This is a genomic window from Acinetobacter sp. ABJ_C1_1, from assembly GCF_044684115.1.
GTDB classification, from domain to species: Bacteria; Pseudomonadota; Gammaproteobacteria; order Pseudomonadales; family Moraxellaceae; genus Acinetobacter; species Acinetobacter nosocomialis_A.
In genome coordinates, this window is record NZ_JBITPU010000007.1 from 25,055 (window position 1) to 38,594 (window position 13,540).

A 13,540-nucleotide genomic window follows, 5' to 3' on the forward strand; every position below is an offset into this window, starting at 1 on the left:
TATAAAAAGTGTACCTTATAAAAATACCACTTTCAAAACTACACTTTAGTTCTCAATTTTCCATTACTTTAAAAATAGAGTGTACTTTTTATGCAAAATCAAGATATTCAAATTGTCCCTGTTCAGCCACAAGACTATGCACAATGGGAAAAATATTGGCTTGCCTATCAAAATTTTTACCAAGTTAGTTTGCCTCCGCATGTTACAAAAATAACTTGGGATCGTTTTTTCGATGCAAAAGAACCTATGTATTGTGCTGTTGCTAAACAAGATGAACATATTTTAGGAATTGTGCATTATGTTATTCATCGTTCAACATGGGCAGAGAATAATTACTGCTATTTAGAAGACCTTTATGTTTCACCTGAAGCCCGTGGACAACACATTGGTAAGCAACTTATCGAATATGTTCAGAAACAAGCCATTGAACAAAACTGCAACCGTTTATACTGGCATACACAAGAGACCAATCATACAGCTCAAAAACTCTATGACTGGATTGCACAAAAACCAGGTGTTATTGAATACCGTATGTCTTTAACCTAAAAAAGTAAAAACACCAAAAGCTTTAATTCTTTTGGTGTTTTATTTTTAACCCTAGAATAGTAATTATTTACTTCTTGCTGCGAATAAGCTTACTTACCTTGTCATTCACAGTTAAACATTGGTTAAATGCTGCGAAACGTTTGAGCTCTTGATCTAACTCGAAAAAGAAATGCTCTTTATCTTTCACTATTTTTTCTAAATGTAAGCTAATTACCTCTAACTCTTTCACACTCCGGTGTGCTTTACAGTCGATTCGGCCGACCAACTCATCTTGATAAAGAATAGGTAAACAAAAATAACCATATACCCGTTTGGCTGCTGGCACATAGCATTCGATTCGATAATCAAACTCAAATAAAGAAGTTAAGCGGTCACGATGAATAAGCGAGTTATCAAAAGGCGAAAGTATTTTTAAACCAAAATCAGTCTCCACTTTTTGTTCTGTTGCAGCTACATCCACATATAAAGTTTGGCCGTCGGCAAGTTTCACCGCTGATACAACACCAGCATCAACCTGCTCTTTTAGCACAATACGCATAGTTTCTTTTAAATCATTTTTCTTTAAATGAACTAATTGCTTCCATGTGAAAGCCCCATGTGCTCGAAGCGTGTTATTAAATAAATACTGCGCATATTCGTAAAGCGTTGGTATTCTTAAATCAATATTTTCAGGCAAGCAACGCTCAGTCAAATCATAGACTTTTTCCATGCCGTTACGCTCACAAATCATCAGATCACCCTGCATATATAACTGCTCAAAAGCACGGCGACCCGGACCTGTATTCCACCAATTCCCTAAACTTTTTTTATTTTTCTTGTCGATATCACGTAGTCGAATTTTACCTTCGGCACGAACACGCGCCAATATTTCATTCATCAGGTGTTGATCACCTCTATTAAAATATCGGCTTTCCCCATTCTTAACCGACATCATGGCAGGTAAAGCATAGCGATAATCTTTCATAGGAAGATAAGACGCCGCATGGTACCAATATTCAAAAATCTGACGTTCACGAACCAAACTGTTTAAATGACTTAAATCGTACTCAGGCACTCGGCTCCACAATATATGGTGATGAGCACGTTCAACGACAGAGATGGTATCAATCTGCACATATCCTAAATGTTCAATCGCTTGTAAAGTTCCATCTACCCCTGTCGCAAATGGACTATTTTTTCCTAAGCCTTGTTTAAGTAAGGCAATTTTTTTCAAAGAAGACGTCATAAAAATCAAATATTGTTGTATTCATTTAAAATCTAAAAATTTAAGTATCATCCTATCATTATTCCTTAATGTTCTTTGCATGCAAATCGTATTTCTTTAGATAGGTCATATTCTCAAATCACATCATATTTTATAGGCGAATTTTGCGATAACTTTTAGGTGCCAGCCTTACCACTAAAGCCATCACGAGCATCACACAACATAAATGAAAAATCCATCCCGCTTTATAAGCACCCGTAAAATCATGTAATGCCGCTACGAACCAAGGTGGTATTGCCGCAAGTAAAAAACCACCACCTTGCATGAGTGCAGATAAAGCCCCTGCATTGCTAGGCTCTTCAAAATGGTCAAGCGCAACAATGAGTGTTAAAGCAAAACAGCCTCCCAAGCCAACGCCTAAACAAATTGCCCATAAAATAGAGGCAAGTTCAGGCACAAATGCAAGTCCAGAAAACCCAGCAAATTGCATGAATAGAGTAAACCATAGCCATGGACGACGATCTTTATAGTCTCTAGCTAAAATAGGCAAAATTAGTGCCGATGCTGCTTGGCTTAAAGCAAGTAAAGCGAGCAATTTTCCACTTTGTCCACTACTCCAACCATGATCTTGAAATGAAGGTGCTAACCAAGCAACAACCGAGGAATAACCACCATTAACGAGCCCAAAACACAGCATTAATAACCATGTTCTAGGTTTCTTAAGCAGCCTCTTGACAGGTGCTGGAGGTGCATTTGAAATTACGATAGAGGGTAAAAAAATAAATGTTGAGATTAATGCCAATACAGCTGGTATAGCAAAGAAAGCCAGTCCAACAGACCATAACCCCGTTATATTGGAGACCACAGGCGCTAACCATGCTCCTAGTGCACCACCGCCCATAAGCATGGCTGAATAAAGGCCCATCATCGGTCCAATATATTGGCTGAACTCTCTTTTGATAATGCCAGGAAAAGCTGCTTGTATCAGCGCGACGCCTAAACCAATCACGACTGCACTGGTAATTAAACCCTCAGCAGTAGGAAATAAAAATCTTAGTCCGCATCCAATACAAATAGTCAGTAAGGAGCCCAAAACAACGCTACGTTCCCCAACCACGCTCTGTACGATTGGACCAACAAAGGCAATAACGCCCATCAACATCATGGGTAATAAAGTGAGTAAAGCTATTCCTTGTAGACTTAATCCAGTTCCTGCCCGAATACTGGAGACTAATGGACCAATACTCGTCATAAAAGGTCTTAAATTAAGTCCAACCAAAGCGACTGTTACGATGAGCATGGGCCTAGCCAAGAAAGCTCCAGACTGCTTCATTACTCTGAGCCTGACTTATTGGTTTGATAATTTTGCCAAAGTACATAAAGATCGGTACGATCTTCAAATCGAACGGGTACATATTCAATTTTCATAGTCTGCTCAGCAAATGGTTTTGCAAGATCAGCATATATTTCAGCTGTAGATAAACCAAAGGGTGTTCCGTCTTCATTAGAATACGCATAGTGAACTGCTTTGATACCTGCTAAACGCATTGCAGCCATACACATTGGGCATGGATGTCCACTTGCATACACAGAGCAGCCTTCTAAGTTTGCAGATCCTAAAACTTGACTAGCTGCACGAATTGCAAGTAATTCAGCATGAGCCGTTGGATCATTGGTTATCAAAATTTGATTTACACCCGAAGCAATCACTTGGCCATCTTTTACAATCACTGCGCCAAATGGCCTGCCACCCTTTTCAATATTGTGATAAGCAAGTTCAATGGCTTGGCGTAAAAACATTTGATTTTCTTTCATCCGTTATCCTCAACCTAGTTTGCGCCTGCTAAAAGAAGTAACTTTTTCAATTTCACGGTATTCGCTTCAACATGCATGCTGTAGCAACGATCAGATTGATCCATATAAGAAATTTACTTATGAAAAACTCTAAGTAAACTTTAAGAGCAGAACAATTTGTAACTAGAATAAGTGCCCTTAAAAGTATTTGGAAATTAAATTATTTAATCGATTGTATTAAGATTATAAATACTTAAGCATTCCGTTCTTTGCCTAGTTGGTGATAATTCTTATGTTTGACCCTCGTCTTCTTCGTGCATTTGTGACTATTTTCGAAAGTGGCAGTTTTACAGCCGCTGCTGATAAGTTACACCTGACACAATCAACGATTAGTCAGCAGTTGGCACGTCTTGAAGAATCTGTTGGCCATTCACTTATTGATCGAACATCACGACCTTTACAATTGACTGCCTCAGGTGAATATTTAATTGGTTATGCTCAAAGGATTTTGACACTTCAACAAGAAGCAGAAGCTGTTTTAAAAGATCCAGCAGGTAGTATTCCTATTCGGATTGGCTTACCAGAAGATATGATGAGTACCGCTATGGCTGAAATTTTCGGCATGTTCGCACAAGCCCATCGGTCTATTCGCTTAGATGTTACTTCTGGCCTAAGCCGTAACCTAACAGAGCGTTATCGAAATGGTGAGCTGGATATTATTATTGTAAAAGAACCAGCTGCAAGTGCTGATTGTTATGCATCTTTTCCAGAAGAAATGGCATGGTTTGAAAGTAAAAATACAACTACACCCATGTCCGATCCAATTCGTTTAGTGACTTTCCCCCAAGGAGGACTTTATCGAGACGAAATGTTTGAAACCTTAGAACGCGAACGGCGTCGTTGGTATATTGCTTTTACAGGCAGTAGTTTAGAAAGTGTTTTAGTGAGTGTTGAAACAGGTTTGGGAATATCATTACTTCCTGTAAGTACCACTAAAGGACGTCGTGTACGTAAATATAGGTCGTTAGGCGAAGCTTCACCTATGGTAGTTTCAATTTACACATGGGAAAAAGCTGGGTTGATTTCCCAGCTTGCTGATAAGATGACTACTGTATTGCACGATCGTTTCCGATCACTCTCTTAAGCTTTTAACTTATTTCATTTAAGCTTTCAGCAATTAATTTTTCCGCCATTTCCTGAGTTTTCTTCAGACCTGGCATTCTATACTCCGTATGACCATAGTCTTGTATAGATTTCCAGCGACCACCCCACGTCAGTCCAACTGACTCTGCAACTTGCCCATACAGTCGATAACCCTGCATAGCCCATGGATCACGTTCAGAAATAACAACTTTACCATTTCGTTTAAATGCTACATCCGCCGCTAAACCAAACTGATGATAACTTTGATACCCTTTTGCCTTGGTTGTATTCGGGTTGCCTGCCAACATATTCTGGCGTCCTGGACTACGATAACCTTCAAGCAAAACAAGCTCATAACCATATTGCTCTTTCATAATCTTAAAGACCATAAGCAAACGCTGCTTATAGCGTGGATTCATTTTGTCCCACTTACGATTGACCATATTGGTATCTAAAATTGAACGGCCATCAAAACTTGCTTTATCAATAGGTGAAGAATTAATCGCACCACTGTCTTGAGAAGCATACTGCTGCTCTAATTGCGTCGCTTCAACAATTGCCGCTTCAATCAGACCTTCATCAACTTCAGGTGGTGGTGATAAGATTTCTCCATTTAATAACGCGTAAATTTGCGGGTCAGTTTTTTTCAAATATTCGGCTTCAATCCGAGTTGAGCTAATCGGGCGAGTAAAGGCAAAAACTAAAATACTGGCAAATAAGAAAAATCCTGCAATTACAATCCACCATTGTTGCAAATGCCAATGAGATTGTAATTTTTCAGGTGCGGCTGCCTGATTCATAGTTTGGGCAAATTGCCTAACCTGATTCAGTTGCCGACGTCCCTGAGGTAATAACGATAGGACAAATGTTCTACCCTTACTTCTGAGTTCATAAGACATTAAAAAAGCCAGCCCTATAGCAAGGCAGGCAAAACAAAAGAAAATTAGAAAAATCATCATGAATTTACTAATTCACCGCAAACGGACTGCGAGTCACTTTGATATCAACCGATGCTTTTGGTGCTTCCACCTCAGCTTCTGGCTCAGCTGGAGCTTTCTTAGCTTCCACAGGTTTAGCTTGAACCACCTTAGGTTGAGCGATAGGTTTTTGCTGAGCTGGCTGTATGGGGTGAGTGGGTTTAGCCACAACTTGTTGCTTAGGTGCTACCCGTTCCCCCGTTAGCTGGGCATCAAAAGGTGAAACACGTTGCTGAGTTGCTGGAGCGGCATTTTTATGAGGAGCAGGTTTAAAAATACCACTCAGTTCATTTTCTTTAGGCTGCTCAAAACCATCATGGCTCATTGGATCTGCTTGCTCTTGCTGATCAGCTGCAACTTGCCCATGTGCAGAGGAGTTCGTCATTAATACTTGATCATGTTCCTGATCTTGATTTGACTTATTCTCAACAGTTGTAGGATCTGACGAATACGGTTGAGACAAGAACAGGAACAGTGAGATGCTTACAAACACCCCGGCAATAATACCAATGATGATATAGATTACTGGTGATCTCGACTTTTTTTTATTCGATTGCAAAACTCGAATAGAAGTTGGTTTTTCCTGAGCCATTTCGTTCCATCATCAAGGTAAATAAATTGTAATATGTGCCTGCTCTTGTGGGGCAGAAATCACATTTTGATAGCTAGATAATGCTTTATCATTTTGATTATTGAGCATAAATCTTAGACCCGCGAAGGTAAGCAATGCAAAAATCAACAAGAAAATCAAAATCCAGAAAAAAGGTAATTCGCGATGAATAATATTTCGTATCTGATCGGGAATTGCCGAGAATGGCGAAAAAGCAACTTTTTTACCTTTTAAATAATCAATTTCGTCACCTACTCGCGCAACCAAATGATTCAGGCTTTCAATAGATTCAATTCGATATTTACCTTGAAAACCTAATAATAGGCAGTAATGAAATACTTCAAGAGCCGCTAAACGATCTTTTCCACGGCTTCTCAACTGTTCTAATATTTCAAAGAACTGATAACCCGCCAATTGAGAACCAAATAAGCTCAATTGCAATGGACTAATTAACCAAGCATTTTGCAAATTAAAATAGCTCGGGTCTTGTTGGGTCACGATTGTTTCATCAAGCAGCGCACAAAATGCATATTTAGCATCATGAATATCATCTGCTGAAAACTGCAACTTTTTAGCCTGTTGCTCAAATCGATTAAGCAAATCTAAAATTTTTTCACGAAACCGCTGTGGGTCAGCTGGTACATACTGATTTCGAATCAAAAAGATTAAATAAAAACCATCGTGCAATAAATCGATCAGATTAATCGCCTGAAGTTTTGCTTGCGACTGACTATTATTGTTTCCTCCAGTCCCGATTTGCCCGTCATCAAATAAAGAAGGAGCACCTGTAGATTGTGACATTTTTCTCTCCTTTATCTTTAAGCGTTCATGACCGCAATCAGCTCAATACTGATATCTTGGAAGCCAGCTGGAACGTAAATACAAATCGTCTCTGAATCTAACATGCGCTGATAGAGTTCATGATGTGGTTCGATTTCGAAATAACTCACGCCAGAACGTACCGGAATAGCCGTTGGAACTTGAATTAAGTGGTGTAATGGAATGGCAGGCAATGCTGCAACCACACGCTGCTCAACATCCAGCGTACTACCGATTTTAAATCGTAGAGGTACGATCTGAATCAACTCATGAGTCTGCATTGCACTACTTGATACAGCTATATAAAGTCTAGTGTCACGAGTAATCTTATCTGTCTCAAGACTTCCCACCCAATATGAAGGTCGAATTTCTTTAAGTGCAATACTGATATAACGACTAGAAATAATGGTGTCTAATAAATCACGCAAAATGGTATCGAGCTGAGTAAAGCTTTCTTGCAAATTGTGATGTTTATATGCAGGTAACTGATCGACTTCATAAGCTGTCGAAAAAGTTAATAATGAGCCTGCTAAACGCAATAATTCAAAAAACAATCGTTCTGGATGAATTTGCGGATATTGCAAGAAATGATTTAGACCAGCATGTGCGGTATTCAAAGCATTGACTAACCAAAACGAAACGATATCACCTGAACGGAATTCAATTAATTTCTGTTCATTTTCACGGTTGTTGGTTTGAATAGTTTTAATTTTTGCCTTAATAACATTCAATGTTCGTTTTAAATTCGAAACCAATGTTTCAGATGCATCGACATGCAAAATAGGTGGAATAAATTTGCGATCAATTTCAAAAGCACCTGAACTCTGACGTTTAATTTTACCTATTGGCAAATAGAGGAAACCATCCAAATTATGATCAGGATTGCTGTTTGCATCTAATAATTTAAACACAGCTCGACGACGTAATAAGCTGATATCAGCTTCTGTCGCATTTGTGAAAAGATCGTGAGTCTCCACAAGATGCGATTGGTAACGTCCCTTCTGTGACTGGTTTTGATCGATTAAATTTTGTTTATTGGCTTGCAATAATGGTAATGCCAAATAAATGACCATCTCACCACGTAAATTAAGCTCATCAAGCAAAATTGGTTCAGGTAATAAGTCATAAGCCGGTGCTTGGTATATTTCACCGTCTTGCCAAATCATTTCTACCGACTCAAGCGCAAGAATATGTGTACTAAGCTGTGCTTCATCAAAACTAAGTTTTTGAACACCATATGAAAATGGCACAACAGCGCGGACGGTGTGATTTAAACGTTGTTCATGATAAGTATCTTGAATTTGGAAATGTTGAGGTCTTAAAAATAAACCTTCGCCCCACAGGACTTTTTCAGCTTTAAACATATGTCTTTACCAATCTTTATTCGTATTCATTTTTAGGCTGTACACCTAACATTTCCTGAACCATTTGTAATGGATTTTCATCTTTAATGACTTGTGCCAACCATTCATGTAATGGCATTTGACTCCATTTAATAGTCTTTTGAAGCATATAACTCACAGGACTATGTGGCTCATTGGCCTGAAAATAATCGGCTATTTCTTGTAGCACTTTCATTGCTTGCTCACGGTTAGCCAAGTGAGTTTGTGCTTGAGGCTGAAACATAGGCTGTTCTGATACGATTTGTTGTACAGGCACTTGATTTTCCATAGATGGAGTCGTGATCACAGCGGCCTGTTCTTGGGTTTGGGCAAGCCCAGTACCAAAAGCCTCTGCTTTATAAATCTTGCGTAAAGTGCTGTGAATTGTTTCAAATGCAGAATCAATTGCAGCAAAACTTGGTGCATCTAATCCCATTAAGTGATCAAGCGTCTGTTTTAAGACATTCCACTCAGTTAAAACTGAAGTAAATTCTTGATAATTTGAATATTGAAAGGTTTTAGACGTATTAAAGATCGCTTGATCAAATTGTTCCAATTCAGATGGGCCTGATTGGCTGTCGTACTCTTCAGTTTGCTTACGACGAATGTTCTCGTGATATAGAAAATTATCGTAATCAAGCAAATTGTAATAAGGCACTCCGCTAGTTAAAGAGACTTTCTTCAACAAACCAGGCAACTGATTAATTAAACCTTGTAATAAACCAATGCGTTGGTCCAAATCATCATCTTCAATAATCGGATGAATATCCTGCCAGTATTGGTTCAACATGGTATGGGTTAACGTTAAACCCTTTACCATACCGTCAAAACCATTTAGATGAGTCCAGGCTTCTATTAACCATGTTAATAGACGGATATCTTTGGTTTTTTCTGTGAGCAAAGTGCTTACACTCTTTGCAACAAAATCCCAATCTGCCTGTTTCCGCTCAGCAACCCAATCCCCCTGATCTAATAGTAGATCATCCTCTGTTCTTGCTTTCTTTATTTCGTGAAATTCATTAGAAAATGAATAATCCTCACCACAAAGTAAGCTGTCATTAATGGGTTTAAGTAGTTCAGAAATATCAATACTCATCTAATTTTGGCTCTATTAATTTTAAACTTCTGATTTCAACTTTTTACTAGTCCGTTTTTTAGCGGGCTTCGCCACCGGATCTAATAAATATTGGATTTCATCATCTTTCGCATCAATCAAGATCACTTTCGGCAATTTTTGATCTGCTAACGCCACTAAAATTTCAGTTGCCAAAGCAGGTAAAACTGTCGAATTTAAGATGTTATCGACATTACGGGCGCCACTATCCACTTCAGTACAACGGCTGAGTAGCAACTCGACCAAGTCATCTGAATATTGGACTTCTGTTCCATATTGTTTTTCAATTCGAGCGGTAATTTTGCCCAATTTATGTTTAATAATTCGAACCAATAAATCGTCATGCAACGGGAAATATGGCACAACTCTCATACGCCCTAAAAAGGCTGGTTTAAATTGTTTATATAAACTTGGTTTTAAATGTTCGATTAATTCTTCTGCTGTAGGCCACTCTTCAACAGGCTGATTTAAACACGCCTGCATAATTGCACTAGAACCTGCATTTGAAGTTAATAAAATTGTCGTGTTTTTAAAATCAATAACGCGACCTTCACCATCTTCTAAAGTACCTTTATCAAATACTTGGTAGAACAGCTCTTGTACATCACTATGTGCTTTTTCAATTTCGTCGAGTAGTACAACACTATAAGGATTACGACGTACTGCTTCGGTTAACACACCACCTTGACCATAGCCCACATATCCTGGAGGTGCACCTTTAAGTGAAGATACCGTATGCGCTTCTTGATATTCAGACATATTAATCGTGATTAAATGCTGTTCACCGCCATACAGCTCATTTGCTAAGGTGATTGCAGTTTCAGTTTTACCTACCCCGCTAGGTCCAACTAAAAGGAATACACCTTGAGGTTTATTCGGATCTTCTAATTTAGCTTTTGATGTTTTAATACCTTGAACCAATTGTGTAAGTGCATAATCTTGGCCCATTACACGCTCGCCCAATTTATCTTCAAGCGTTAAGATTTGCTTAATTTCATCATTTACCATTTTCCCAACAGGAATACCGGTCCAATCAGAAATAATTTCATTAATAATTTGAGAATTTACACGCTCAAAAACTAATGGCTGTTGGCCTTGAAGATCAGTAAGGTCTTTGCGCATTAAATTAATCTGATCATAGGCTTCAGACTCATTAGAATGACTCTGCGCTTCTAATTCCTGGATTTTACGAACTAGCTCTAATTCTTTTTGCCATTGTTCCTGAGTCTCTTGAATCTCATTTTGCAAAGATTCTAAATGATTTTTCAGTTTCTCTAATCGTTCATGATGTATTGGAATCTGACGATGTTCATTTTCCAAAATCTGTTGCTCAAGCTTTAAGTTATGTTCTTGCGCCTTCAATTGATCAAGTTTGACTGGCTGTGCATTTTGGGTCAACGCTACACGTGCTGCCGCAGTGTCTAGAACACTCACTGCTTTATCCGGGAGTTGACGACCACTGATATAGCGATGAGAAGCATGTACAGCTGTGATAATTGCTTCATCATCAATTTGTAAATTAAAGTGCTTCTGCATTACTGGAATCATTGCACGTAGCATATCAACAGCAACTTCTTCGGTCGGCTCTTCAACCTTTACGACCTGAAAACGACGGCTTAACGCAGCATCTTTTTCAAAATACTGTTTATATTCAGCCCATGTTGTTGCAGCAATCGTTCGTAGTTCACCACGTGCAAGAGCAGGTTTTAAAAGGTTAGCAGCATCGTTTTGCCCTGCTTGGCCACCTGCACCAATAAGGGTGTGTGCTTCATCAATAAATAAAATAATAGGATGAGCCGAAGCCTGAACTTCTTGAATCACTTGTTTTAAACGGTTTTCAAACTCACCTTTAACACTTGCACCTGCTTGTAAAAGGCCCATATCTAAAACATGCAAATGTACATTTTTTAAAGCTTCAGGCACTAAACCTTGAGCAATTTTTAAAGCTAGCCCTTCAACTACAGCTGTTTTACCTACACCTGGTTCGCCAGTTAAAATCGGGTTGTTTTGGCGTCTACGCATTAAAATATCGAGCATTAAACGAATTTCAAATTCGCGCCCAATAACAGGATCAATTCCACCATTCTTCGCTTTTTCAGTTAAATTAATCGTATATTGATCTAAAGCTGGTGTTTTTTGAGTTTTTACAGTTGGTGTAGCGACTTGTTCTAGCTCATCTTCTTGTGAAGAGGTTTTAGTTTCTTCTTGTTGTTCTACGCTCTTTTCACAAATCTCAAGAAACTTATGTTTCATTGAATCTATAGGTAAAAGATCAAATAAACTCGAAGCTCTTGTTGCAATTTGATATAAATCTGGTGCAGTTAATAATGCAACCAATAAGTGACCACTACGAATGACAGGGTTTTGTTCTGCTGAAGCCAGTAACCAAGCTTGCTCAAATAAACGCACAATTGATTTGGCAAAAATTGGAGTACGTGTATTCCCTTTTGGTAATTGAGAGATTGTCTCTTTTAAATCATCTGCCAAAGCATCAGCTGAGATTTTATATTTTTTTAATAAAATTTTTAAATCATTCTCTAAAGGCTGATTAAGTAGCTCTAAAAATAAATGTTCAATTTCAATTTCGTAGTTTTGCTGAAGAACACAAGCATTAGCTGATTTTTCTAAAGCAGTGCGCGCAACTGTAGAAAGTTTTGTAATTAAAATTTTTAAACTACTCATCATTACTCTCAATATTTTTAAATAATTTAATACTTAAAATCATAATGCCCGTATATTACCAAAATTTAGCTTTATCCGACAAATAACCTAGCATCATAATCATTAATATGATTTGTTCGATTTCTTATCTCTATATAAAAAATCTAATATCATTAAGAACATTTAATTAGTACATATATCTTTTCAAGTTAATAGTTTAAGTGAAAAGATATATCCTCTGCTATCCTTGATTAACCAAACTTTGTTTCGGTAATAATTTACAACCACAAGATAATGAATCATTTACTCTTGCTGCTGATTTTCCCATGACCTGCATATTTGGATCTCCAGAAACAATAGTAGAAACCGTTTTATGCGCCGGACAAGTTGCTTTATCACCTACACATGCAATTGCAATTCCATCTATTAAAAATGCACTATTACCAGAAATGACTTGCCCTCCACCTGTCGTTGGGCAACCAATCGTAATATAAGGGCTAGCCATATTCTTCTCCTTATGTTTATAAAACGGTGAACTCAATTCGACGGTTTTTCTTTCTTCCTTCTGGAGAGGTATTATCCGCTACAGGTTTAGTCGAACCTAATCCTTCTGCAGACAAATGATCAGCAGGAATGTTCTTACTCACCAAATAATTTTTAACTGCTAATGCACGGTCTTGACTGAGTTTTAAATTTTTAGTCGCATCTCCAGAACTATCGGTATGCCCTACAATTTTGACTTTTTTACCGCCAACTTTATTTAAAGCAACCGCCATTTCATCTAGAATTTTTTGGCCAGCATCTGTGAGCACGGCACTACCAGATTCAAATTCAATAATTCGATTTTTTAAAGCATCATCAATGACTTTCTGCTCTGCCTGATTTACAGAAAGCTGTGAAAATAATTGATATGGTGGCTGTACTAAACCTTGAAATATCTGAATAGTTGGCTGTATTTCTGTAGGATTTAGCATTTTTCCAGTCAGTTCAAATCGCGTGCCGTTAACGCTTAACTTACCCTGAGAAACTTTTTTAAGGTCTGGTGTAATCACTCGCGTTACAGAGTCACTCCAGCCATTTGGAGCTGCTACTGGTCGAACTTGTATTTTATCTACCACTTGGTCTGCACCATAAACAGACTGCATTTTCATTAAAATAGCCTGTTTACTCGCTTCGTTTGGCACGACACCTTCAACAACAATTGGCTGTGCTAAAGCATAATTTGCAATCGCATAAATAAAACAGCCTTTTATTAATTGTGAAAGTTTAATTTGATATTTTTGATTCATT

13 protein-coding genes are annotated in these 13,540 nt (G+C 38.1%); 2 read left to right on the top strand and 11 right to left on the bottom strand.

Translation table 11 applies throughout. From position 1 onward, the window contains the following. The first annotated feature begins 90 nt into the window (after positions 1 to 90). Positions 91 to 546 carry a GNAT family N-acetyltransferase gene (locus ACG59Z_RS10070; RefSeq protein WP_400199111.1) on the top strand — a complete coding sequence of 152 codons (456 nt, stop codon included), beginning with the start codon at positions 91 to 93 and terminating at the stop codon, positions 544 to 546. Positions 547 to 613: 67 nt separating this feature from the next. Here ACG59Z_RS10070 and ACG59Z_RS10075 read toward each other — a convergent pair whose 3' ends face one another. From ACG59Z_RS10075 to ACG59Z_RS10085, 3 genes are all read right to left on the bottom strand, one after another. Further along, complete coding sequence (locus ACG59Z_RS10075) at positions 614 to 1,771, bottom strand: winged helix-turn-helix domain-containing protein (RefSeq protein WP_400199113.1); 1,158 nt, start codon at positions 1,769 to 1,771, stop codon at positions 614 to 616. 130 nt (positions 1,772 to 1,901) lie between these two features. Then, on the bottom strand, positions 1,902 to 3,083 hold the full coding sequence (locus tag ACG59Z_RS10080; RefSeq protein ID WP_400199114.1) for a cyanate transporter: 1,182 nt from the start codon (positions 3,081 to 3,083) through the stop codon (positions 1,902 to 1,904). Beyond that, the gene (locus tag ACG59Z_RS10085; protein ID WP_396482011.1) at positions 3,083 to 3,565 is read right to left on the bottom strand and encodes a nucleoside deaminase; all 483 of its coding nucleotides are present in this window, start codon (positions 3,563 to 3,565) and stop codon (positions 3,083 to 3,085) included. Before ACG59Z_RS10085 ends, ACG59Z_RS10080 begins: the two co-directional genes overlap by 1 nt. A gap of 271 nt (positions 3,566 to 3,836) precedes the next feature. Between ACG59Z_RS10085 and ACG59Z_RS10090 the strand changes: the two genes are divergently transcribed. Continuing rightward, positions 3,837 to 4,688: a LysR family transcriptional regulator gene (locus ACG59Z_RS10090; RefSeq protein ID WP_400199117.1), complete on the top strand. Its 852-nt coding sequence runs from the start codon at positions 3,837 to 3,839 to the stop codon at positions 4,686 to 4,688. A gap of 4 nt (positions 4,689 to 4,692) precedes the next feature. Here the strand turns inward: ACG59Z_RS10090 and ACG59Z_RS10095 are convergent, their stop codons facing one another. The 8 genes from ACG59Z_RS10095 to ACG59Z_RS10130 all read right to left on the bottom strand — a co-directional run bounded on the left by ACG59Z_RS10095 (position 4,693) and on the right by ACG59Z_RS10130 (position 13,539). Further along, positions 4,693 to 5,646 carry a M15 family metallopeptidase gene (locus ACG59Z_RS10095; protein WP_263613413.1) on the bottom strand — a complete coding sequence of 318 codons (954 nt, stop codon included), beginning with the start codon at positions 5,644 to 5,646 and terminating at the stop codon, positions 4,693 to 4,695. Between the two features lie 7 nt (positions 5,647 to 5,653). Continuing rightward, the gene (locus ACG59Z_RS10100; protein ID WP_400199119.1) at positions 5,654 to 6,256 is read right to left on the bottom strand and encodes a hypothetical protein; all 603 of its coding nucleotides are present in this window, start codon (positions 6,254 to 6,256) and stop codon (positions 5,654 to 5,656) included. A 12-nt stretch (positions 6,257 to 6,268) separates the two neighbouring features. Next, positions 6,269 to 7,075 carry a type IVB secretion system protein IcmH/DotU gene (gene icmH, locus ACG59Z_RS10105; protein WP_191000350.1) on the bottom strand — a complete coding sequence of 269 codons (807 nt, stop codon included), beginning with the start codon at positions 7,073 to 7,075 and terminating at the stop codon, positions 6,269 to 6,271. Between the two features lie 17 nt (positions 7,076 to 7,092). Continuing rightward, positions 7,093 to 8,457: a type VI secretion system baseplate subunit TssK gene (tssK, locus tag ACG59Z_RS10110; protein ID WP_004702450.1), complete on the bottom strand. Its 1,365-nt coding sequence runs from the start codon at positions 8,455 to 8,457 to the stop codon at positions 7,093 to 7,095. A gap of 16 nt (positions 8,458 to 8,473) precedes the next feature. Then, positions 8,474 to 9,571 carry a type VI secretion system protein TssA gene (gene tssA / locus ACG59Z_RS10115; RefSeq protein WP_400199123.1) on the bottom strand — a complete coding sequence of 366 codons (1,098 nt, stop codon included), beginning with the start codon at positions 9,569 to 9,571 and terminating at the stop codon, positions 8,474 to 8,476. Positions 9,572 to 9,592: 21 nt separating this feature from the next. Then, positions 9,593 to 12,274, bottom strand: a complete 2,682-nt coding sequence (gene tssH, locus ACG59Z_RS10120; protein WP_400199125.1) for a type VI secretion system ATPase TssH — start codon at positions 12,272 to 12,274, stop codon at positions 9,593 to 9,595. 217 nt (positions 12,275 to 12,491) lie between these two features. Further along, complete coding sequence (locus ACG59Z_RS10125; protein ID WP_002048345.1) at positions 12,492 to 12,755, bottom strand: PAAR domain-containing protein; 264 nt, start codon at positions 12,753 to 12,755, stop codon at positions 12,492 to 12,494. 16 nt (positions 12,756 to 12,771) lie between these two features. Then, positions 12,772 to 13,539 (bottom strand): OmpA family protein, encoded by a 768-nt coding sequence (locus tag ACG59Z_RS10130; protein WP_022574836.1) that lies wholly within the window; start codon positions 13,537 to 13,539, stop codon positions 12,772 to 12,774. Between the last annotated feature and the right edge of the window lies 1 nt (position 13,540).